This window comes from Alteromonas sp. KUL106, from assembly GCF_009811415.1.
Classification (GTDB): domain Bacteria; phylum Pseudomonadota; class Gammaproteobacteria; order Enterobacterales; family Alteromonadaceae; genus Alteromonas.
In genome coordinates this window covers 1-21,900 of record NZ_BLIG01000029.1, presented here as the reverse complement: position 1 = coordinate 21,900, position 21,900 = coordinate 1, and the positions used below count along the sequence as shown (strand labels likewise).

The window sequence follows — 21,900 nt, the reverse complement described above, 5'->3', positions numbered from 1 at the left end:
TTATCTTACCGTTGAAAATTTTTTCTTAGCGTTGATTTTTTTCTCGTAGCGTTGAAGTTTTGACTTAGGAAGCATTAATCTTTTTGCGTACTTTAGAAAGGATAGTTCCTAAACTGTTCAGCTTTATGGTTTGTTGATTACCGTAAGAACTCTCCCATAATAGTTCTGTGTCTGAAATATCGAGAATGATGCCTTTCCTATCATAACTTCGTTCGTCTTTTGATAGTTCTACTTCTTGCCTTAGAATTTTTTCACATTGTTTTTTTGATAACTTCGGATGAATTCTTATTAGCTCGGTTAAAAGTTCATGAAATTGATTCGATCTGTGATTTCCAGTGCTTAAATTTGAACGGCCGATATCATCGGAGATTGTCACTTTAGGTTCGCTTAACAAATTGGCGTGAAGTAGGTGATCGCGCCTTACAACAGCGTCCTCTAGTTTAATAGAAATTGAATTGCTTTTAATGACCTGTGGAATATCTTGAGGAATATTATGAGACTTCAAAATGCTGCTTAATAATTTACGTTCATCTATTACCTCTTTCGCCATTACTATCGCTTCAATATCTGAAACAGGCATATCGCGTAGCTTCCTAGGACGCCAGCTATTCATATATGGATTGGGCAGCTTTAGTTGGAATGGGTAGTCAATAGCATGTACGGTTGCGTTTGCTCTATTAGCTAATTTTACTGAAGTTAACTGCAACGACTTCTCGTGAATCAGCCTAATTGAGTCGTCGCTTGTTAGCGAGATAATTCCTTCATAGGCTAAAACAATCTGTCCGACTTTTCCTTCGCTGTACGGTTCAACGGCTATATATAACATTTCAGGAATGAAAAAACTGAAAACTAATTCACGGCTTTGAACTGCATAAAACAAGTCGCTCTTTGAAACAGAACTTTTAATCTCAGTAATCGTAAAATACTCTTTATCTTCCACCTTTCTATACGCCTCGACTTTCCTGTTCATGTTCTGTTTATATTCAAATAGTTATTATTGCTAAAAATCGGAAGTTCATTCTAGTTCACGGAAACGTGCTAATAAACAATGAAATACACAGAGGTATAAATGGAATTTGTTAGCAAAGCATATAGAGAAGGGCGAAGATCAGGGAGATACTCTAACAACCCCTATGAAGAAGATACCAAAGAGTATAACGAATTTGAGAGAGGAGTAACTCAAACACTTCGCATAACCAAGGAAGAACCATTTAAAGCCTCCGGAGGCTTTTACATCGATCCTGACGATGATTTGACAGGCTCTGTTCCATATAAGAAGTCGGCAAATCTATATCTTCTGAAGCGCAAAAAATAATTGTATGGAGAGTTCTTGAAAAAGATAAATTTTGTGAAAAAGGTTTCTTTTTCAGTTTCTTACGGTTTAACATACGAAGCTTTGTAGATGCTTCCAAAAGGACTTGACCATGCACATGCCATACAACAAATCGATTACTGCTTCTATTCTAGCGAATCTCGATTCAGAGGAAAAAGTTAAAGCTGCAGTAGAGGAAAGTAAAAATACGCCAGAGAAAATTACCAAATTGGCCGCATTTATGCGTGGCATTAATGAAGAGCAATATCCCATTTACAAAGCTCTGATGGAAGGAAATCTAGAGCCCTTTATTGATTTGGTTAATGAAGCTGGTGAGGGATATTGGTTCGAGTCAGGTGATGTTTTGCTTATGTGTGGTGATTCTCTGAAATCAGAATTACTCGTGAAGTCTCAGAAGCCTTTCTACTCAGGTGTCCGTTCTAGCCATGTCGCTGTCTTTTTTGTAGATCATATTCTCGTCGATGCAATGCCGGGAACAGATGTAAGCCCTAGGACGTTATTAGACGTTTTAAAAGATGCAAAAGATAACTGGAGAATTATTCGAAAAAAGGGGGTTGCACGAAGGGCGAAACAAGAAAATCTGATGAAAGCTTGTATTTTTTATATTGCACAAGAGTACGAAATCTTTAAGTATCGAGAGGCAAAGAAGAAAAAATCTAAATCATATTGTTCAGAGCTTGCGAGAAAAATATTTCAACACGCAAGAGTTGAGAATACTGGTATCGCTCCGACCGGCCTTATCACACCAGCTCATTTTGATAGACTTGCTGATGAAAGTGATGAATGGGAAGATGTTACGGATAACCTAAGACCTGCCATAGAGTTTGTAAACAGATATGAGCCAATATTTAATATTCTATTTGAGCAGACTAGAAATGGGCTTCTGCTCAATAGAGATAGGTTTAAAGAGCGTGCAGACTATGAAAAACTAATCAAAAAAAAGCTGAAGAAAAAGCTTATATCGAAAGAGACAGCGGCCAAAGCTATACAAGAAATAGTTAAAATGAATAGTGAAATGAACAACCAGTTTTGGGACCATCAGAGAATGAAGAAGTCATCATGATAACTCTTACTAATTGAAAGCTTGTCTATAAAAGTCCAACTGCTCTAGCCTTATGCTCAGGTGCCAAGTGTGCGTACCTGAGCGTCATCTCTAACGAACTGTGACCTAATAGTTCCCTAACTGTATTTAAATCTACACCAGCCATTACCAATCTACTTGCAAAGTGGTGGCGTAGGTCATGGAAACGAAAATCTTTTAATTTTGCGTCCTCTAAGATCGTAGACCAAGCTTTCTTGATATCTTTGAGGGGGTGCTCAGGTTTGCCTTCAAAAACCCACAGTAATGATTCACAGTCGCTTTTCCAGTTTGCTAGCGCTGACTTAGCTTTTTGGTTTAGGGGAATGTGCCGTGCTTTTCCGCTTTTGGCATTTATCGCTTCAACAGTTAAAACATCGCGGTCAAAGTTTACGTTTTGCCATCTAAGCGAAAGTAGTTCACCTCTTCGCATACCAGTATTCATTGCTAAAATGACCAACGGTTCTAGATAGTCTGAAAATGTTCGCGTACTCAAGTCGGGAAGAAGAGGATAGCCTCTTTCTGCTCGATGTTTGTTGCCACTCTCTCGCTCTCGCTTTATTTTCAAATCTCTAGCTTTTAATGCTTCTTTTAAGCGCGCTTCTTCATCAAAACTTAAGTAACGAACACGGCTATTATCTTCTTTCAACGGTTTCAATTTTCTTAAATCATGATTAGGGATCACTTCCCATTCTACCGCTCTTGTTAAGACAGATTTTAAAGTGGTGAAACGCCTATTGATGGTTGCATTACTTCGCTTTTCATTAAGCATTTCTGTACGCAATTTTTCTAGCAAAGAAGCGTTAATGTCGCGTAACTGCATTGGAAGTAGGGTAGGAAAGTTAACCTTTAAATTTTGTAGCTCACGTTCACCTGTTTTGGGGTATTTAGCTATGTACCACTTTTCAAACTCCAATTCTATGAAAGCTTGAAGTGTGGTGAGTCTTGCTAGCTTTTCTTGTGCTTTCAGCTCTTTTTTATTTTCGTGTGGGTCAACACCTTGCACAATTGACGCGCTAGCCATTTTTGCTGCATCTCGCGCTTGTGCTGGTGTAATTTCTGGATGTGTACCCAACTTAACATTCTGCTGTCTTCCATTATGGCGATAATACAAAAAGTAGGTCACTCTGCCTTTTGGAGAGATTCGCGCATGAAAGCCTGAAATCTCGGTGTCATTTAGTCTTTTATCTTCAGGTTTAAGTGCATTAATGCTGCTGTTCGTTATCTTTTTCTTGATAGCCATAGGCAAAATATGTAGCAAATATGTAGCAAAGTGAGTGATTTTGAGTGAGTTTACATGAACAAGTATGAACAAACTCTGAATATATTTAATTTATATTAATCAATGGCTTGATGTTCTTTTTGATGCATTCTTGTTCATGGTTGTTTACCAAGAAATACCCCAAAATCAGGCTCCGGAGGCAAAGGTCATAGGTTCATTTGATATTTGTATTATGCTTTAATCAACCGAGAAGCCTTTCTTTTTGCACTCATTTCGTTGCTTCTTCAAGCTTCGCAGTTGTTCCTTCAGTTGCTCGCCTTCTTTCGTACTGTAGCCCGCGCGCATTCTGGAATTGATTTTTTCGATTCGCTGCTCTATGCCTGAGCATTGATACTTCGAAGGTTTAAAGTCAGAGTTGGCAAAAGAATAGCTAGCAGTGAGCATTAACAGAATTAAAGTGCTTGTCTTCTTCATTTTCATCCTTGAGAAATTAATCAGGCCTATAAAATTATAGAGTTAGACTAGTAGGTTAGGCTACACATTTTAAGATTGTTCCGGAATTAAAGGTGCTCTTAATTAATAACTATGTATAGAAATTCAACCCCATTTGGGCTAACTAATACTTTGTTTCTTACGTGTTGTTGTAGTCTTATTACACGTTTAGATATATGGCGGTGTTGAAGGATTAGCATGGTAAAAAGGAATGGAATTGGCGCAAAGTTTTTTATACTTGCAAGTGTAATAGTTGTTAACAGTTTAGGAGTTTTATACTTCGCGCGGGATAGTGTCAATCTACCTCAATTCCTTCATCTCGCTTTCGAACTTAAAGGAGCAAGTAATCAAGAAAGCACTACATCTAGTGCTTTAATTTCACAGTCAGATATCTCTTTTGGCCAAAACAGTTTAGTGGCTATAGATAATTCTGAAGTCAGATATACACGAAGCAATTCTTGGATAGATGAGCATGAAGCTCCTCACACATATAAATGTTTAGACAAGATGAAACCACCCGAGAGAAAGATCATTTATACATGGACAGATGGCAAAGGCGTTAAGCATATAAGTGACTCTCCTAGGAAGCTGAACAGTAATACTTCAGTACAAGTAGCCAAAATAATTAATCCAGAGGCTATATCGCTTAATTTTCTCTCGCATAATTTACCGTTTGACGTTCAGCGCGCGGTTCGAGGAAGAGTACAAGAAGCATTAGATGCTTTTGCTCCTGTCACACCTATCGAATCAATGGTTCCTGTTGTAGCTAATATAAGGAGTTTCAGCGATAAAGGTGCGTATGAAAAATATAGCAAGCGTTTTAACCTTTCTACACCCAAAAGCACAGGCTTTTATTCTTCGGGCAGAAATGAATCTGCCATTTTGATTCGGGGCAATAAGGAAACACTCCAAACTATAACGCATGAGGTAATACATACCATTAATCGATATTGGTATGGTCAAGTGGCGAAATGGTTGAATGAAGGAATGGCGGAATATTCAGAAAGCCCGGGAAGTTTGACTAACAGCGCATGGGTTAATCATTTTAAAAGTAATCAGCCGCTAGCATTGACCACACTCTTTGAAGGGACGGAGAGTAGTTGGCGCCAAGATCCGCATCAATTCTATGCTTCTAGTTGGGCTTTCGTTGCTTTTCTAATGAGCGACAACCAAGACTTTATGAGTCGACTTCTGCTGTTAGAAAGCGAAAATGGCTGTGAAGAGCTTTCCATGAGCGATATTCAGCGATTGTACGGGAGAAATATCGCAACGCTAAACAGTGATTTTAGACGCTGGTTTAGAAGTAAGCTTCAATAAACTATCTTCCAATGTTATCGCCAATCCTCCAACTGCTGCAACGCCTTGATACGATCACGTTGCAGTGCGAACGCTTCAAACACGTCATCGAAACTAGTGTTATTTGGCTTAAGGTTAGGTAAGGCTAAATTGGCTTGGCTAAAAAACTCAGTTTGATTGTTTTGCCAGCCCTGTTTCCACCAAGAGACGATTAGTTCACGAGAACTAGAAAGCTTCAAACCTGTGGGTAACTTATCAGATTTGTTAGCGTTTATAGTTGATTTGGTAGGTAGCAAATTCCAAAGGTCGTTATTGGGCCATCTCGCAAATGGAAATGCATGGTCGATAGCGTAGCCAGAATGTTTTAATCGCTTACCAGACCAGCAGCATGCAACGCCTTCATTGGTGAGCAACTCATTTACTCGGTTTCGAATTTTAGAAGTGGAACGTTCTGGGTCCTCCCACCGAAGTGCATTAAGATAATCGACTTTAGTAAGCGGCTTTTGTTTGTTTAAACCATAACCTGCCATTAAAGATGACCACTCGTTAATCAATGTCGGCTCTATCCATACGCTAAACTGAGTTAATGAATCCCAAATATGCACGGGTACATAGAACTTTCCCAACGAAGACAAAAACTCGAAGTCTAGTAACAAATCGTTCTTAGGCTTTCGAGTTTGATTAAGCTCTACGTGAAAAACACCTTTATCAGTGCCAGGCAACGTGGTGTGCTTAGCGGGCATATTTTTTACAGTCGAAGCGATGTCTTTTAGAGTTCGGTAAATTGCTTGTACCGTTGCACTATCTGAATAGTGCGCGCCAATATAAAAATCATTACTAGAAAAGGCTGTAATCTGCTGCCAGCCGTCAGTTTTAACAAACCCCAACCCTCTACTAGAGTTGCTGTTTTGTTGCATCTCGAACTTATCTATTAGCGGTTTATAAAGCTTCAACCAATAAAGGGCTACTAATCCAACAGGCAGAATTACGTGTTCGTTAGTTTGTTCCATAACCGCGCCAGGATGGCCTTCGGCTATTCTGAGTAGTGTCCGTAAAAGTGCAACCTTGTATGTTGAGGATTTACTGTCGTTTATTACGATGTTTCTAATTAACGGGAATGCACCCGTCCCGTTATCGGGAAGTGTAAGTAAAACCGTCTGCCATTGGACTTCAGCGCGGCCCAACGCATCGTTCGATTTTTCAGGAGAAAGTAGGCGATAGGTAAGCCCAAATTGACTCGCAAGCTTAGCCAGTTCATCTGCTGAAACAGGGTACATAGTGCGTTCATCAGCGCAACTACCATGGCGTAAAGATATTACAAGCTTACCGTTAGGTTTTAGTAATGAAGATAATTTTCTAAAGGCGCGTTCTCGCGACGACGGTGCAACATGCATCCAAACTGCACTTAGAAGAATTAGGTCAAATTTCGTTTGTAAGCGAAAGACTTCAGTTAGTTCAGGTAATGAATCGGATATCCAGTGAATAGGGCTTGAAACCGTATAAGCTTGCGCGATTTCTCGAATGCCAGAGGCAGGTTCAACTGCAACCACACCTAAGCCCTTTGCAGCTAAATAACGAGCGTCCCGACCTGAACCTGCACCCACATCAAGTACCATTCCTTCTTTAGGAATTTCCTCAAGCCAATCTTTATGCACAGACTCGAACGGAACGCTGTCGTATTGATTCGCGAGCACTGAGGCGTTAGCTGAATAGTAGGTGATATTTGTAGTCAATTCGCAAACTTAGTTAACCAATCCATTGAGGTTTCTTTTCTAAATCATTTGATGAATAAACTCAAACAATGATTCTGATATATCTACCAGTCAAAAATGTAAATAATAACGATTATCATTTAAATTAAGTTTAAGGTGTTTTATACTCCTGCCCCGAAAACATCCTAACCCATCAAAACCAAGAACAGAGAAAACCATGAAACTAAGCAGTTTATTTGCACTAACGCCTATCGCGTTTGCTTTGTCAGTAAATGCGCAAACCACACAAAGCGATACGGTAGAAGTAAAAGAAAGTGATGTTGAAAAAATTCGTATTGTGGGCGTTCGTCAAAACCGTGTTAGCCGCGGTGCAACGGGCTTAACCATGGAAATTAGTGAAACGCCGCAGTCTATAAGCATTCTTTCTGAAGACTTAATGCAGTCGTTCGGTGCGTTTACTATTAACGATGCGCTGAAGCTTGCGCCAGGTATTAACGTAGAAGAGTGGGAAACGAACCGTACCAACTACACTGCGCGCGGTTTTGAAATTAAAAACACCCAAATAGACGGCGTGGGCCTGCCGAACGACTGGGGCATTGTTACCGGTGCCGTGGAAGCCTACGGCTATGAAAAAATTGAAGTTATTCGCGGTGCCAACGGCTTGCTAACGGGGGTGGGTAATGCGTCGGGTACCATTAACTATGTGCGTAAGCGCCCAACCAATGAAGAAGGCGGTGAAATTGGTGCCAGCATTGGCTCGTACAACTTTAAGCGCGTGCAGGGCGATTACTCTATGCTGCTTACCGAAGACGGCAGCTGGGCGGCGCGTGTAGTAGGCAGTGTGGAAGATAAAGAATCTCACCTTGATGGCCTAGAGAACAACCGCAGCTTTGCTTATGGTGTGATAGACGGTCAGCTTACCGACAACGCAACGGTGACCTTTGGGTTGTCTTATCAAGATGCCAATACCGATGGCAACACGTGGGGTGGGCTAGTATTTAACTATACTGATGGCACCCAGGCCGAGTGGGACATTAGCGATACTACTACCCAAGAATGGACAAAGTGGGATACCGAAACCACCAATGCCTTCGTGGAACTCGATTATGTGTTCGATAACGATTGGCAGCTGCTGCTTAGCTATAACTACCGCGATTTTGAAGATCAGAGCAAACTGTTTTATGCCTACGGAGCCATTGATAAAGACACAGGCTTAGGCCTTATTGGTTGGCCTGGTCGCTACGACTCTGATATCGACTCCCATTTGGTGGAAGGCCGCGTATTTGGTGATTTTGAGCTATTTGGCCGCTCGCATGAAGTGAATTTTGGCATAAGTCACGCCACCAGTGATGATGTGTCTTTCGTTCATGGGTTTGATTATGCGGCTACGCCTGCCTTTGGGCCAACACCTGCGTTCCCTTATGCGTTGGATGCGATTGCCGAGCCTGAATGGCTGGCGGCTACCGAATATTCAAACATTGAGCAAACGCTAACCCGTTATTTTGGTTCTGCTCGCTTTAGCATTTCTGATGAATTACACGTCATTGCCGGCTTTAACGCCATTGATTTTGAGCGTAAAGGCCAAAACGCCGGTGCCGTTATCGATAACTCAGAAAGCGAAGCCAGCCCTTACGTTGGCGCTACGTATGCGATAACGGAAGAGGTGAACGCATACGTAAGCTATTCTGATGTGTATCAGCCGCAAGAACAGTACGACATTAACGGCCAGTACCTCGACCCTACCAAAGGTCAAAACTTTGAGGCGGGTGTGAAAGCCCAGTGGTTCGATGACCGTCTATTAACGACGTTTGCTTACTTCACGGCAGAGCAAGACAATCTGGCTGCTTATGCAGGCACCAACCCAGACACGCTGCAGTTTTACTACAAAGGTGTGTCGGTAGAATCCGATGGTTTTGAGATTGAAGTGGCCGGGCAGGTGACGGATGCGCTGCGTGCAAATGCGTCTTATACCAAGATTGACGTAGAAGACGAGCAAGGCTTTGATGCCAATTTATGGGCGCCGCGCGATGTGGTTACGTTCCAGCTAGCGTACACCGTGCCGCAAGCACCTGAAGTGGAATTGGGCGTTGGTGGTCGCTGGCAGTCTGAAATAAGCAATGTGGATTATAACGTTAAGCAAGGCGCGTATTTCTTAGGGAATGTGTATGCATCTCGCGCGTTCAGCGACGACTTAACGGTTCGTATGAACATTAACAACATTTTCGACAAGAAATACATTAATAGCCTTCATACCGTGGGCTACTACGGCGCTGGTATCAATGCGCAGTTAAGCGCCTCATATACGTTTTAATTGAAACGTTAATCAATACGCCATGGCCAGCAGCAATTGCTCTGATCTAAAAGGCCTGTTGATTGTTTAGGTCGCGCATTCGCCCGTCGTGCTCTTGTTTGTTTTAGCGAAGCGCGGCGGGCGCAATGTCGCCATACAGCCCATCTTCATGCCGACATATTTACTGTTTAGGTCAGCAAGACATTGCCCTTTCATTACCCAGCCATCGATTGGCTGTCGGCAAGCGGCAGGGCTATCGTAAATGTGGTGCCTACGCCTTCCTTGCTCTTTACGGAAATACTGCCGTTGTGAGTTTCAATAATGCCGTGGCTTATGGCTAAGCCAAGCCCAGTGCCGGTTCCTACTTCTTTCGTTGTGAAAAAAGGCTGAAAGAGTTTTGATAAGTGATCTGGCGAGATACCACAGCCATTGTCGGCGATGTGTATTTTTACCCAGCCATCTACTTTTTCTGTGTTAATGGAAATAACGCCGCCTTTTTCTACCGCCTGCGTTGCGTTCATAACAATGTTGATAAACACCTGACTGAGCTCGGTTAAGTTGCCTTGAACATACACGTCATCTCCCCGCTCATAATTCAGCGTCACGTGGTGTCGCAATTCATTGTTTAAGAGTGATAACGTTAAATCGATAGCCTGCTGAACCGACATGATCTCTTGCGTTGAGTCAGACGGGTGGGCAAAGCTTTTTAAGCCTGCTACGGTTTTGCTTACCCGCTTGCTGCCGTCTATGCTCTGTTCAATCAAAGGCCCAATATCGTCGCAAATAAAATCAATGTTGTCCCAGTTCACCGCAATGTTGCTCAGGGTGTCGAGTTTCTCTTTCTCTTGGTCTGACATATTGCTGAGCGACGTAAGAAGGGGGGCAATTTCGCTCATGTAACTTTTCAGCGTATTTAAGTTACTAAGCAAAAAACCTATCGGGTTATTGATTTCGTGGGCTACACCGGCTGCCAGCACACCAAGCGACGCCATTTTTTCCGAGTGCAATAGCTCTTGCGTACGCTGCTCTACCAATTGTTTTAGGTGCTTGGCGCTTGCTTTTAAATCGTCATTGAGCTGTATCATTTCCTGATACATGCTCTCTTTCAACTGAAGTGTGCCAATGTAGAAGTTGATGGGGTCGTGGTGCACAAAGTCATTTAGCGACAGGTTCATTTTTGACAACTGGCCCATGTTCGTTAACTGTGGGTAGCCCATAAAGCGATATCCGCTTTCTACTTCGTAAAATGCACCGCCAAACACGAAAGAAGGGCTGCTTATGGGGCAAAGGGTAATCAGTTGCCCATTGAACATTTTTATAATTTGTGCGCTCAACGGTAACTGGGGGGCAACAAGTTTGAACAGGTCTGAAAACGGGGCGTCCACCGTCATTTCAGGGCACACTTTGCTAAACGCCTTACTGAAATCAACGATGTTAAGTTGGTCATTTAAATCTAATTGAAACGTTTGTGATTGCACGAGCCAGCTTACTTAAAGTCGATAAGAAAAGTGCTAAACGGGTTGTTTTCGTCTCGCAATTTAACGGTTGATATTGAAGCGGGTTGATTGAAGTGATTACACACGCCCATCAATAAACCTTCCACGAAGGGCTCAAGACCTTCTCTTGATGAGTGATAGTGGATCGTAATGCTGCCGTCTTCATTTTTTTCACACAGAAATGATGGAGGCACAAGCGCTTCTAACTGTGCTGAAATGACTTGATGCATGTTGTTTAGGTTTGAAATAAATTCGAATGCACCGCCCGACACCAGCGAGTACATGTCTTTATAGCTGCCTTGTGACGTTTCTTTTACCCAGTCTTCCCCCATTTGACGAAGAAATACAGCTAAATCGACGTTTAAATGTTCAACTGACGCACCTACGATGCCAAACGTCACCTCATCACTATACGGTTGTACTTCCAGAAAAGTAGACTCGTAATCACCCAAGGATGCTTTTATTTCATCCCATGCCGATTGGCCGTATCGATTAATCACTGTAGTGGATATAAATTTGTTTATCATGCCGTACACGGGGCATCTCCTTTACACTGCTTTTGAGAAAAACATAGCACAGGGTCGTTAAACTTCTAGAGAGACGTGCATTTTTTTGAATATTTTTTGATAGTTTAGCTAATATTGTTCGCAGTAAGTATGTGCCCCCACTAACGTGCATGTTTGATCGCGTGTTTTAACGCGCAGCGATGCTGAAAATCTTGATAATTAATCATCCGTTATCCTTAATCTCTTCCCAATAAAACAACTGTCTTGATTAAAATTAAGGCAGTTGCTAGTGTTTTGATACCCCAAAAATGGACTTTAAATGACATGTGTTTAGCAATCACAGGTTCACTTAACTGGCCGCATTTAGCTTTTGTCTACTGAAGAAAGCAAAGAATAATAACGTAGGTGAACATGATGTTTTCAACCGCGCTATCACGCGCATTATTTAAAGGCTTAATTGCCACCTCAGCTTGTGTATCTCACTTTTGCTTGGCGCAAGCTTCTGAACCCTGCATTAATTCTGATGTGGTGTTTCATAACGGCGTTATTTATACCGCAGACGATAAAAATTGGCAGGCAGACGTTATTGCGGTTAAAAACGGGCGTGTCGCATTTGTAGGCGCAAAAGAAGATGCGGCACCATGGCAATGCGGTGCAGCCAAGCATATCGATTTAAAAGGCAGCACGCTGTTTCCAGGCTTTACCGACAGCCATCAGCATTTAGAAGGCATAGGTAAGCGTACGCGCACGTTGAGTTTGTTCGGCATTTCTACGTTAAAGGCCACAGTGGCAGAAATAAAGGCGTTTGCTGACACCGTGCCAGAAGGCGAATGGGTATTAGGCCGAGGCTGGATAGAACGAGAGTGGCAAGATGAACAGCGTTTTTTAACGGCTGCCGACCTCGACCCGTTCACTCAAAATAAGCCTTTGTTCATGCCCCGCGCTGACGGCGTGTCAGCGGTGGTTAACTCAAAAGCTTTGGCGCTTGCTGGTATTACCAAGGATACGCCCGACCCTGAGGGCGGCAAGTTTGAACGCAATGATGATGGCACGCCCACCGGATATGTGCTTGCCACAGCAATGGATTTTTTTCGAGATATATTGCCGCCAGAGTCAGACCAATACATTAAAGACAACTTAGCGCGCGGCATGCAAGTGAATGTGTCGCAAGGGTGGACCGCTACTCACGACGCGGGTATGAAGTGGCGAGAGGTACAGCAGCTCAAAAGCCTAGCGAGCGATAACCAGATGTTACATCGGGTTTATATTGCTATTCCCATAAGCGAAGCCAACAACCTGTTTGAAAACGGTAAAGAAACCTTGGCCGACGGGTTGTTTTACTTAAATGGGATAAAAGTGTTCATCGACGGCACACTGGGCTCACGTGGCGCCGCACTTTTAGCGCCCTATAGCGATGCCGATCATAGCGGATTTATGAACCGTACCACGAAGGCCGAGCTTATGCCGGTGCTAGAGCAGGCACTAACACAAGGGTTTCAGGTAATGACCCACGTTATTGGCGATCGCGCCTTGTATGCCACGCTTAATTGGTACGAAGAGGCCTGGAATGCCCTGCCAAAAGCCAAGTGGAAAACTGAAGATTTACGCTGGCGTTTAGAGCATGCGCAAATTATTCCGCCAGAACAGCAAGACCGACTTGCAAAAATGGACATTGTGGCATCGATGCAGCCTAGTCATGCCATTGGCGATTTGAACTTCGCGCCAAGCCGGTTGGGATATAACCGTTTAGCGTACGCCTACCCGTGGAAATCGCTGGTGGACAAAGGCGTAGTAATAGTGGGGGGTTCGGATGCCCCTGTTGAGGTGGGCGACCCGCGCATTGAATTTTACGCTGCCATTACCCGCAGCAGGTTAGACGGTACGCAAGACAAAGGCTGGCACCCAGAGCTATCGCTATCTCGGGAAGACGCGCTTCGCATGTTTACCCTTTGGCCTGCCTACGCATCGTTTCAAGAAGAGGACGCAGGCTCTATCGAAGTAGGTAAATACGCCGACTTTTCCGTTTTCGACACTAACTTTATGACCGCAGAACCCAGCGAGATTTTGAACGCTAACGTGGTAATGACGGTAGTGAATGGCAACGTGGTTTTTGAGAACCTTACAAATCATTAATTAATGCTTTATGGGCGCTACACACCCGTTTGTGTGGCGCTATGCCCATCACATCCAATCCTTCATAAGTGCCTTTATCCTAAAGGCTAATATAAATATTACTTAATGAGTGATATTTATCTCGTTGATGTTTATTTTTTAGTTATTCTATTCTAATTTAGTAATGCTTATTAGTTTGGTTGTCATACATTTTTTTAACAACTGCTGGTAGGTGTTACCCACGCCAATAATAAAAACATTTAAAAACTTAGAAACTACAAGTCTTGAAGGAGAAACACATTGGATCAAGGTAACTTCCCTAGTGGAAAAAAACTTAATCGAATAACCTCGGCCATAATCGCCAGCTCATTACCGTTTTTTGCGGCAATGTCAGCGCCTGCTCTAGCACAGGAAGCAGAGGAAAAAGCAGAAGATTTTGAAAATATCATCGTAACCGGTACGCGTATGAGCAACCGCTCAGCGGCAGATTCACCTGTTCCGGTAGACGTGATTACTGGTGAAGAGTTCCGCCAGAACTCGTCAAGCGACGTGCAAGACATGTTACGTACCAACGTACCGTCGTTCGATGTAAACACCCAGCCAATCAGTGATGCGGCTACCATTGTACGCCCGGCTAACATGCGCGGCCTATCGCCAGATAACGTGTTAGTTTTGGTAAACGGCAAGCGTCGTCACCGTGGCTCAATCATCTCTTTCCTAGGTGGTGGTATTTCTGATGGTGCACAGGGTGTTGATATTTCAGCAATTCCATCACTTGCACTTAAACAGGTAGAAGTATTGCGTGACGGTGCGTCGTCTCAGTACGGTTCAGACGCTATCGCCGGTGTGCTTAACTTCTTGCTTCGCGATGACGACGAGGGTTTTGAGTTCCGCGCTAACTACGGTTCTACCTATGAAGGCGATGGCGATAACTACACCATCTCTGCTAACGCAGGTTTCTCGCTTGGCGCAGACGGCTTCTTAAACATCACCGGTGAACTTCGCGACGTTGAAGGTACCGTACGCTCGGTAGTACGAAACGACGTGCAGGGTATGGTTGATGCGGGCTACCTAACCCAGTCTGATTTCTCTACCATTAACACGTACACCAATGAAGTGCCGCAGTATTGGGGCCAACCAGATGTTGAAGACGACTACAAACTGTTCATCAACTCTGCGTACGAGCTAAACGATAAAGCAGAGCTTTACTTGTTTGGTAACTACGGCAAACGTACGGTTACCGGTGGTTTCTTCTATCGTAACCCAGTTACTGAAGGCAGTCAGCGTGGTGGCGTATACGCCGGTCCGTTGGTTGACCCTCTAACGGGCTTAGAAGATCCAAACGGCGTTCACTCAGTGCTTGTTGGTGACCTAGACGGCGTAGGTGTAGGTGGAAGCTGTATCGACGGTATTCCAATTGGTGGCCAAGGCAATGTATTCCCTGACCCATCTTTCCTTGCTCAGGTTCAAGCTGATGACAACTGTTTCTCATTCATAGAAACTATTCCAACAGGCTTCGTGCCGCGCTTCGGTGGCGACAATGAAGACATGGCATTTACGGTAGGTGTACGCGGCGATTTAGAAGTTGGTAACGGTTTAGGTTATGACTTCAGTGCACAGCGTGGTTCAAACCGTACTGATTTCTTCATTAAAAACACCATTAACGCGTCTTTGGGCCCAGCAACCCCTCGTGATTTTGTCCCTGGTGGCCAAGAGCAAACCGAAACACTTGTTAACCTAAACTTCGTGTACGGTGTAGATGTAGGCTTAGCGTCTGATCTAAACGTGGCATTCGGTGCTGAATACCGCAAAGAAGAGTTCGATTTATTTGCGGGTGATGAAGCATCTTATGCGCTAGGTCCACTAGCAAGCCAAGGCTTCTCATCAAGCTCTAACGGTTTTGGGGGTTTCCCTCGCGATACCAGTGCTTCGCAAGACAGTACAGCGGTCTATATCGATTTAGAAGCTGATGTAACTGAGCAACTAACGCTACAAGCGGCTGTGCGTCGTGAAGATTTTAGCGAGTTTGGCGATACAACCGACTTTAAAATTGCGGGTATTTTCCACGTAACTGATGACTTCCGTTTACGCGGTGCATATTCAACGGGCTTCCACGCGCCAACAGCGGGTCAGGCAAGTATCACTAACGTTACCACGCAAAACGTGAATGGCGTACTGATTGACCAAGGTACATTGCCACTGTCGTCGGCAGCAGGGCAACTAGCAGCTGACTTCATCGAAAGCCAAGGTAACGGTCGTCCAGACTTAGGCCCTGAAGAAGCGGTTAACTTCTCATTTGGTGCGTCAATTGATATCGCAGATATGAGCTGGACTATCGACTTCTACAACATTGAAATGGAAAATCGCGTGGCACTTGGTGCTAACGTAAACTTCCTAGATGCGCTTAACTTCGCTGGTGGCGGTACTAACTACGCAACGGTGTCAGAAGCGCTTACCGAGCTTGATGCATCGGGTATTATCAATCGTTCAGACTTTATCGGTTTAGACGACTTGTCGCAGTTCCGCTTCTTCTCGAACAGCTTCGATACCACTACTCGCGGTATCGACATTGTAGGTAACTACAGCTTCGATTTATGGGAAGGTAATTCACGTATTACGCTAGCGGCTAACTACAACGAAACCGAAGTGGACGATGTAGGTACACTTAACCCAATTGGTGCAGGCCGTGTTGCTGCTATTGAAGATTTACTGCCAAACCTTCGCGGTAATATTTCATGGACACACACGCAAGGCGCACTTCGCACTTTAGTTCGCGCTAACTACTACGGTGGTTGGGACGACACGGGCAACGGTGTAAACGGTATTGATGCGGCTGTCTTGATCGACGTAGAAGCCAAGTACTCGTACAGTGAAAACCTAGATCTTGTTATTGGTGTGAACAACCTGTTCGACGAATATCCAGAAGAAAACCCAAGCGCAGGCAGCTTAGGTCAGCTTTACTCAGAAGCTAGCCCGTTTGGTTTCAACGGTGGTATGTGGTACGTGCAGGCACGCTATACTTACTAAGCTAGCTCGCTAGTTTATAAACAAAATTAAATGCCGCTTCTTGTGACAAGAAGCGGCATTTTTTTATTGGTATTTTTTAAGCTCTAGACGAGACACCATACCTTTGTGTACTTCGTCAGGGCCGTCAGCTAGGCGAAGGGCTCTTGCGCCTGCGGCAAAACGGGCTAGTGGGAAGTCACTACACATACCTGCGCCACCGTGAAGTTGTAGGGCCATATCTACCACGTTTTGTAGCATGTTTGGCACGACCACTTTAATGGCAGAGATCTCTGTCATCGCGTGTTTAACGCCTAAGTTGTCAATTTTCCATGCCGCGTGAAGGGTCAGTAAACGCGCTTGCTCTATTGCCATGCGAGCGTCGGCCACGCGTTCCAAGTTGCCCCCTAATCGGATAATTGGCTTACCAAAAGCAACCCGTTCGTGTCCGCGTTTAAGCGCAAGCTCTAATGCTTTTTCTGCCATACCGATAGCGCGCATGCAGTGGTGAATGCGGCCAGGGCCTAAGCGACCTTGTGCTATCGCAAACCCTTTGCCCAACCCCATAATAAGGTTGTCTTTGCTAACGCGTACATTTTCGAAGTGCATTTCGCCATGGCCGTATGGTGCATCATAATCACCGTAAGCATCTAGCATACGCTTAATGGTAATTCCCGGTGTGTCCAGCGGCACTATCACCATACTGTGGCGGCTGTGCTTGTCATTCTCTGGGTTCGATAAACCCATGAATATCGTGAATGCCGCGTTAGGGTGGCCTAAGCCTGTCGACCACCACTTCTTGCCGTTAATGACCACGTCGTCACCATCTTCAATGATGGTTGCGGCCATATTGGTCGCATCAGACGATGCAACATCAGGTTCTGTCATACCAAATACGGAACGTATTTCACCGGCGAGTAATGGTTTAAGCCACTTCTCTTTTTGACCTTCGCTACCAAAGTGATACAGCACTTCCATGTTGCCCGTATCAGGTGCATTACAGTTAAATATTTCAGGCGCAAACAAGTATTTACCCATGCGCTCAGCCATTGGCGCATATTCTAGTGTGGTAAGACCCTTGCCTAGCTCAGCATCGGGTAAAAACAAATTTGCTAAGCCCGCTTCACGCGCTTTGGCTTTAAGCGCTTCTGTGCCTGGGTGAAGCTTCCAGTTTTTCCAGTCGCCGTGATTATTTTCTTTATGATGAAAGTCGTAAACTTCATTTTCAATTGGCGCTATATGCTCGGCTATAAAGTTATCGAGCTTTTCTAATAAGGCTTTGGTTTTGTCGTTATGTGAAAAATCCATAGGGCACCTTTTTACGGTTCGTTTAGTTTGTAATCGTTAAATATCGAGTATTTGTGCTTCGTATTACGCCATCGAGCACCGCAAGGCAAAATGTATGGTGTGGTGTCGAGGGCGTGCAATTCTCTTCGTTGATTCCATACTAGAGAAAGTTGCTTAGTGAATGAAATGAAATATAATCCTTAAATGGTGTGAATTTTGTTCATGGTTTTGGCGATGCTGGAAAGCAGACAATTTGAGAAGTTAGATCTAAACCTGCTTAAGGTTTTTGAAGCGCTTTGGCAGCATCGAAACATGACGCGCGTAGCCGAGGTGCTGCACATTACGCCCTCTGCCGTTAGCCATGCTATGCGCCGATTCCGAGATATCTTGGGCGACCCGCTTTTTGTAAAAGAAAAGCAAAGCATGCTGCCAACGGCTGCCTGCGAACGCTTAGCGCCCGCTATTCTAAAAGCCTTGGGCGACATTCGAAAAGCACTCGGAGAGTTTGCCGATTTCGACCCGCTTCACAGCCATCAGCGATTTGTTGTTGCTATGCAAGAGTCGCTAGAGTTAGGCGTTTTGCCCGTACTGCTTTCAACCCTTGAAAAGCAAGCCCCCAATATTGAAATAGTAAGTACTCGCTTACATCGCGATACTATGCTGGCTGATTTGACCAATCGAAATTTACACCTAGTTATCGATATTGGCCGTGCGATATCTGCGCCTATTTCTCACTCGCTGTTGCGTCGTGATACCTACAAGGTGCTTATGAATAAGCAAAACCCCTTGGCACAGAGTTTAGATAAGAAAAAATACGTGGCGGCACGGCATATTACGGTGTCTAATCGCGCAAAAGGGGCGTCGGTGGAAGAAATTGCGCTGCAACAGCTAGGCGTTAGCCGGCCTTCTTTGTGGCGCTGCCAGAACTATCGTGCTGCTGCGGATGTGGTGGCCAATACCGATGCACTACTGACATTGCCTGGTTCGGTCGCCGATGCAGTGAATGACGTAAATCTGATAAGCACCAAATTGCCTTTTCAACTGCCTGCATTGGAAACGCACCTTTACTGGCATAGCCAACAGGAAGGCGAACCTGGGTTAATGTGGCTGCGCGATTTAATGCTACACTTGTTCGCTGAATCTGGTCATACCAGATAGGTTCTGATAGGATTTAGCCTGTCGGCGTTTTTGGCGGTATCTGTTTGAGCGGTATCAAACTCTTGCTTTGACTAAACGTGATGAGATAACAGGCGACGCTTGCAGTAAAAGGCGTGAAGAGCAGCGCGTCAATAAAAGAGGGTTGGCAGAATTCGATGCTTAGGCTTACTAGGCAGTATGAGTTGGCAAGTGGCGCGGACGCGAGTGAAAAGGAAGCAGTGATGAAGATTCACACATTAGCTGGCTACATACAGCACATTTATCTTGTTGAAGACAGCAAAGGGTTGCTATTGCTTGATGGCTGCAGTCGCGCTGACGTTGATAAGGTGTGCCAATATATAACGCAGACACTATCTCGCCCGCTTACAGACTTAAAGCTTATTGTGGTTACACATATGCACCCCGATCACGCCGGCGGCGCGATTAAATTGCGCAAGCGAACCGGTGCACAGGTGGCTTCCCACCCTAAAGCTATCAACTGGTATGCGGGTCTTGCTGGGCGCGCGGCCCACGTTATCGATTTATGGCTCACATGGTGGGTAGCCAATCGTATTGGTAAGCCAAGAATGCCTATTTGGTACAACCCTATCTTAGCGCCAGATATAACGCTTGCCGATAACCAGCGATTACCCGGTTTTCCAGATTGGCAAGTGATTTACACACCGGGTCACACGGACCACGATTTAACGCTTGCGCACCTTCCCACCCAGCAGGCCTATATTGCTGATGTATTGGTGCAGGTTAAAGGCGAGTTAGTGCCCCCGTATCCCTTATGCCACCCAAACCAATATCGAGATAGCTTAGACAGGCTGGCTCAGTCACAAATTGATACATTCTTTTGCGCGCATGTGCCGCCGACAAAAAAATCGGATATCGATTTTGAACACGTGATCGAAAATGCCCCACGCAAGCCCAAGAATCACTGGCATTCCAGTAAAAACCGCATAAAGAAAAAGCTCTTTAACCAAACGCGCGAACACTAAACCGGCTACACTGCTTTTCTGCAGTGCAGCGCATTTAGATGGCATCGCCCTTGCTTTTCTTCTTTTAAAGCCGCATTACTCTTACAGTGCTGTCGCTATAATAAAGTGGGGGCAGTGGATATAGAGCCGCCCTCGCGGCACGCTTTTTAGCGGGTATAGGTTAAAGAGAATAGGTTCACAAGTATTGGAGCTGCAAAGGCAGAAAATCAAAAAATAATGCAAAAGAATATCGCCACGCTTTTTGACAAGACTCGCGCAATGGCGTCGCTAACTGGCGACAAACTTAGCAGTGTGTTTAACAAAGAAACGCACCGATTCACCATTACCGGTCTGAGTCGAAGCGGTAAATCAATGCTGTTTACCAGCCTTATCACTATGCTGAAAAGCCGCAGTGAAGAGGGCTATGCGTGTTTGCCTCTGCTGCGTTATTTACCGCCTTCTCACGTGCTCGACATGCGTATAGAGCCCATTGAAGGCTACAAACCTTTTCCGCACCTGCAAAACATTGCTGATCTTGAAAACGGGCAGTGGCCTAAAGCCACCGAAGAGGCATTTGGTTTTAAACTGGTAGTGCGTTTAAAAGAAACGGCTTCACTTAAGCGTCATGTCCTGCCGCATAACGATGTGGTGTTCGAGTTTATTGATTACCCAGGCGAATGGGTGACCGACATCCCCATGCTCAGTAAAACCTATGCCCATTGGTCAGACTCAGCGTGGGCGCAGCTTAGCAGTGGGCCGCAGCAGTATTTTGCCAATCAGTGGAAAGCGTTCGTCAATCAGTTCGATTTCGAGCAAGAGCCAACAGAGCAGCGCATACAGCTGTTAGTTAACGCCTACCGCGATTACTTGGTAGACGCCAAATCGAACGGTATATCGCTACTTCAGCCGGGCAGTTTTCTGTTGGAATCGAGCGATTTTGATTGGCAGGCTTTTGGCTTTACGCCATTGCCGTCAAGCATTACCAGCGATGTGTCGCACCCGTGGTTTAAAATATTCGATAAGCACTTTGCGAAGTTTCAACGTGGGTGGTTAACACCGCTCAAACAGTCCATTTTCAAAGAAACCGACAAGCAAATTATTCTGGTCGATTTGTTTGAGGGGCTTAATCACAGCAGACAGCATTTATATCAGCTGAAGGAAACCCTGAGTCATCTGGCCGATACCTTTGTGTACGGGCAAAGCTCGTGGTTTTCACGTAATGTGCTTAAAAAAGAACAAATAGGTAAAGTGGCATTTGTGGCCACAAAGTCTGATCTTGTGCCGGTCAGTCAGCGCGCTAACTTACTGAGTTTACTTACCCAAATCACCGAAGGGGCCAGAGCCCGGTTCGACGGGAAACCTATTCAATTTGAACATTTTTTAGTGTCTAGTATGCAAGTCACCGATGATGGCAGTAATGAAGATGCCATTCGCTACAAGGACGCCGATGGCCGCTATGTTGAATCTACATTTGAAGCTTTACCCAGCACACTGAAAGAGATGGAAGAGGGGAGTCATTTTCCCGTGCCTAATGTGAGTGTGCCTAGCGATTTTAAAGCGCGCATTTTAGCGGGTAAGGGTGTAGACAGGTTGCTTCAGTTTTTACTGGGCAAAGAGGAGCAATAATGAGCGATAAACCTTATAAATTTGATGAAAGCCCAGAGCCGATGAGGCCGCCTACGCTAAGAAGCGATGCGCTTTATGGAAGTGATGATTCACAGTACAGCCCCCATGCTGAAGAGAATGAACAGCATAGCGAGGCAACTGAACACGGTAAATTGCCTAATGAGAGTGAGGGCAACACGGCTAATAAGCCGCGTTATAAAACCAAAGTTAAAACACAAACCTTAGACATCGCACAGCCTGAAACTAAGCTTCCGCAGCAAGTTACTGAAGATGTATGGGAAGTGGATGCGAATAAAAGTGGCCTGTCGTTAGGCGCCGCAACCTTAG

Annotated in this window: 16 protein-coding genes and 1 pseudogene; 10 read left to right on the top strand and 7 right to left on the bottom strand. The window is 44.7% G+C overall.

What is annotated here, in order from left to right; genetic code table 11:
• Positions 1–64: 64 nt before the first annotated feature.
• A complete protein-coding gene (locus GVO63_RS11240) occupies positions 65–940 on the bottom strand; it encodes a hypothetical protein (RefSeq protein WP_159579916.1) in 876 nt (291 codons plus the stop codon).
• Between the two features lie 129 nt (positions 941–1,069).
• Between GVO63_RS11240 and GVO63_RS11235 the strand changes: the two genes are divergently transcribed.
• Together GVO63_RS11235 and GVO63_RS11230 are read left to right on the top strand one after the other, a co-directional pair.
• On the top strand, positions 1,070–1,315 hold the full coding sequence (locus GVO63_RS11235) for a hypothetical protein (protein WP_159579914.1): 246 nt from the start codon (positions 1,070–1,072) through the stop codon (positions 1,313–1,315).
• Between the two features lie 109 nt (positions 1,316–1,424).
• Complete coding sequence (locus GVO63_RS11230) at positions 1,425–2,396, top strand: hypothetical protein (protein ID WP_159579912.1); 972 nt, start codon at positions 1,425–1,427, stop codon at positions 2,394–2,396.
• A 25-nt stretch (positions 2,397–2,421) separates the two neighbouring features.
• On the opposite strand, the gene GVO63_RS11225 is transcribed toward GVO63_RS11230, so the two are convergent.
• Together GVO63_RS11225 and GVO63_RS11220 are read right to left on the bottom strand one after the other, a co-directional pair.
• Positions 2,422–3,654, bottom strand: coding sequence for a site-specific integrase (locus GVO63_RS11225; protein WP_159579910.1), 1,233 nt, complete (start codon positions 3,652–3,654; stop codon positions 2,422–2,424).
• Between the two features lie 216 nt (positions 3,655–3,870).
• Positions 3,871–4,107: a hypothetical protein gene (locus GVO63_RS11220; RefSeq protein WP_159579908.1), complete on the bottom strand. Its 237-nt coding sequence runs from the start codon at positions 4,105–4,107 to the stop codon at positions 3,871–3,873.
• A gap of 216 nt (positions 4,108–4,323) precedes the next feature.
• Here GVO63_RS11220 and GVO63_RS11215 point away from each other — a divergent pair, with 216 nt between their 5' ends.
• The gene (locus GVO63_RS11215; protein ID WP_159579906.1) at positions 4,324–5,442 is read left to right on the top strand and encodes a DUF4124 domain-containing protein; all 1,119 of its coding nucleotides are present in this window, start codon (positions 4,324–4,326) and stop codon (positions 5,440–5,442) included.
• Between the two features lie 14 nt (positions 5,443–5,456).
• Here GVO63_RS11215 and GVO63_RS11210 read toward each other — a convergent pair whose 3' ends face one another.
• Positions 5,457–7,154, bottom strand: a complete 1,698-nt coding sequence (locus GVO63_RS11210; RefSeq protein WP_159579904.1) for a class I SAM-dependent methyltransferase — start codon at positions 7,152–7,154, stop codon at positions 5,457–5,459.
• A 196-nt stretch (positions 7,155–7,350) separates the two neighbouring features.
• Here GVO63_RS11210 and GVO63_RS11205 point away from each other — a divergent pair, with 196 nt between their 5' ends.
• Positions 7,351–9,444: a TonB-dependent siderophore receptor gene (locus GVO63_RS11205; protein ID WP_159579902.1), complete on the top strand. Its 2,094-nt coding sequence runs from the start codon at positions 7,351–7,353 to the stop codon at positions 9,442–9,444.
• Between the two features lie 194 nt (positions 9,445–9,638).
• Here GVO63_RS11205 and GVO63_RS11200 read toward each other — a convergent pair whose 3' ends face one another.
• Positions 9,639–10,901 carry a sensor histidine kinase gene (locus GVO63_RS11200; RefSeq protein WP_159579900.1) on the bottom strand — a complete coding sequence of 421 codons (1,263 nt, stop codon included), beginning with the start codon at positions 10,899–10,901 and terminating at the stop codon, positions 9,639–9,641.
• Between the two features lie 8 nt (positions 10,902–10,909).
• Positions 10,910–11,446 (bottom strand): heme NO-binding domain-containing protein, encoded by a 537-nt coding sequence (locus GVO63_RS11195; RefSeq protein ID WP_159508745.1) that lies wholly within the window; start codon positions 11,444–11,446, stop codon positions 10,910–10,912.
• Between the two features lie 390 nt (positions 11,447–11,836).
• On the opposite strand from GVO63_RS11195, the gene GVO63_RS11190 reads away from it, so the two are divergent.
• Together GVO63_RS11190 and GVO63_RS11185 are read left to right on the top strand one after the other, a co-directional pair.
• Positions 11,837–13,558, top strand: coding sequence for an amidohydrolase (locus tag GVO63_RS11190; RefSeq protein ID WP_236552127.1), 1,722 nt, complete (start codon positions 11,837–11,839; stop codon positions 13,556–13,558).
• Positions 13,559–13,837: 279 nt separating this feature from the next.
• Positions 13,838–16,564: a TonB-dependent siderophore receptor gene (locus tag GVO63_RS11185; protein WP_236552126.1), complete on the top strand. Its 2,727-nt coding sequence runs from the start codon at positions 13,838–13,840 to the stop codon at positions 16,562–16,564.
• A gap of 63 nt (positions 16,565–16,627) precedes the next feature.
• On the opposite strand, the gene GVO63_RS11180 is transcribed toward GVO63_RS11185, so the two are convergent.
• Positions 16,628–17,848 carry an acyl-CoA dehydrogenase family protein gene (locus tag GVO63_RS11180; protein ID WP_159579898.1) on the bottom strand — a complete coding sequence of 407 codons (1,221 nt, stop codon included), beginning with the start codon at positions 17,846–17,848 and terminating at the stop codon, positions 16,628–16,630.
• Positions 17,849–18,061: 213 nt separating this feature from the next.
• Here GVO63_RS11180 and GVO63_RS11175 point away from each other — a divergent pair, with 213 nt between their 5' ends.
• From GVO63_RS11175 to GVO63_RS11160, 4 genes and pseudogenes are all read left to right on the top strand, one after another.
• The gene (locus GVO63_RS11175) at positions 18,062–18,985 is read left to right on the top strand and encodes a LysR family transcriptional regulator (protein ID WP_159492082.1); all 924 of its coding nucleotides are present in this window, start codon (positions 18,062–18,064) and stop codon (positions 18,983–18,985) included.
• 221 nt (positions 18,986–19,206) lie between these two features.
• The gene (locus GVO63_RS11170; protein ID WP_159579896.1) at positions 19,207–19,968 is read left to right on the top strand and encodes an MBL fold metallo-hydrolase; all 762 of its coding nucleotides are present in this window, start codon (positions 19,207–19,209) and stop codon (positions 19,966–19,968) included.
• Between the two features lie 216 nt (positions 19,969–20,184).
• On the top strand, positions 20,185–21,573 hold the full coding sequence (locus GVO63_RS11165) for a YcjX family protein (protein WP_159579894.1): 1,389 nt from the start codon (positions 20,185–20,187) through the stop codon (positions 21,571–21,573).
• A pseudogene (locus tag GVO63_RS11160) lies at positions 21,573–21,900 on the top strand (hypothetical protein); the annotation flags it as partial. The gene GVO63_RS11165 and the pseudogene GVO63_RS11160, both read left to right, overlap by 1 nt.

Bases quoted from the DNA above. Each gene is read 5' to 3' on its own strand.
- GVO63_RS11190 (WP_236552127.1), top strand. From the start codon at position 11,837: ATGATGTTTTCAACCGCGCTATCACGCGCATTATTTAAAGGCTTAATT.
- GVO63_RS11175 (WP_159492082.1), top strand. From the start codon at position 18,062: ATGCTGGAAAGCAGACAATTTGAGAAGTTAGATCTAAACCTGCTTAAG.
- GVO63_RS11235 (WP_159579914.1), top strand. From the start codon at position 1,070: ATGGAATTTGTTAGCAAAGCATATAGAGAAGGGCGAAGATCAGGGAGA.
- GVO63_RS11165 (WP_159579894.1), top strand. From the start codon at position 20,185: ATGCAAAAGAATATCGCCACGCTTTTTGACAAGACTCGCGCAATGGCG.
- GVO63_RS11205 (WP_159579902.1), top strand. From the start codon at position 7,351: ATGAAACTAAGCAGTTTATTTGCACTAACGCCTATCGCGTTTGCTTTG.
- GVO63_RS11170 (WP_159579896.1), top strand. From the start codon at position 19,207: ATGAAGATTCACACATTAGCTGGCTACATACAGCACATTTATCTTGTT.
- GVO63_RS11215 (WP_159579906.1), top strand. From the start codon at position 4,324: ATGGTAAAAAGGAATGGAATTGGCGCAAAGTTTTTTATACTTGCAAGT.
- GVO63_RS11180 (WP_159579898.1), bottom strand. From the start codon at position 17,848: ATGGATTTTTCACATAACGACAAAACCAAAGCCTTATTAGAAAAGCTC.
- GVO63_RS11230 (WP_159579912.1), top strand. From the start codon at position 1,425: ATGCACATGCCATACAACAAATCGATTACTGCTTCTATTCTAGCGAAT.
- GVO63_RS11220 (WP_159579908.1), bottom strand. From the start codon at position 4,107: ATGAAGAAGACAAGCACTTTAATTCTGTTAATGCTCACTGCTAGCTAT.
- GVO63_RS11195 (WP_159508745.1), bottom strand. From the start codon at position 11,446: ATGATAAACAAATTTATATCCACTACAGTGATTAATCGATACGGCCAA.
- GVO63_RS11225 (WP_159579910.1), bottom strand. From the start codon at position 3,654: ATGGCTATCAAGAAAAAGATAACGAACAGCAGCATTAATGCACTTAAA.